Here is a 575-nt window from a genome sequence, read left to right as displayed (position 1 = left end):
AGGGAAGACTCATCTTGAGGCAAGTTTCGCGCTTAGATGCTTTCAGCGCTTATCTTTTCCGCACTTAGCTACCGGGCAATGCCATTGGCATGACAACCCGAACACCAGTGGTGCGTTCACTCCGGTCCTCTCGTACTAGGAGCAACCCCTCTCAATCTTCCAACGCCCACGGCAGATAGGGACCGAACTGTCTCACGACGTTCTAAACCCAGCTCGCGTACCACTTTAAATGGCGAACAGCCATACCCTTGGGACCTACTTCAGCCCCAGGATGTGATGAGCCGACATCGAGGTGCCAAACACCGCCGTCGATATGAACTCTTGGGCGGTATCAGCCTGTTATCCCCGGAGTACCTTTTATCCGTTGAGCGATGGCCCTTCCATTCAGAACCACCGGATCACTAAGACCTACTTTCGTACCTGCTCGAGCCGTCACTCTCGCAGTCAAGCTAGCTTATGCCTTTGCACTAACCTCACGATGTCCGACCGTGATTAGCTAACCTTCGTGCTCCTCCGTTACTCTTTGGGAGGAGACCGCCCCAGTCAAACTACCCACCAGACACTGTCCTCACCCC

At 54.3% G+C, this 575-nt stretch carries 1 rRNA gene; it reads right to left on the bottom strand.

From position 1 onward, the window contains the following. Positions 1–575 (bottom strand): 23S ribosomal RNA (locus tag ACJ8HN_RS24230); the annotation flags it as partial.

This window comes from Serratia sp. CY29653, assembly GCF_052169255.1.
Taxonomy (GTDB): domain Bacteria; phylum Pseudomonadota; class Gammaproteobacteria; order Enterobacterales; family Enterobacteriaceae; genus Serratia; species Serratia sarumanii.
This window is presented reverse-complemented; position numbering and strand designations above follow the sequence as displayed.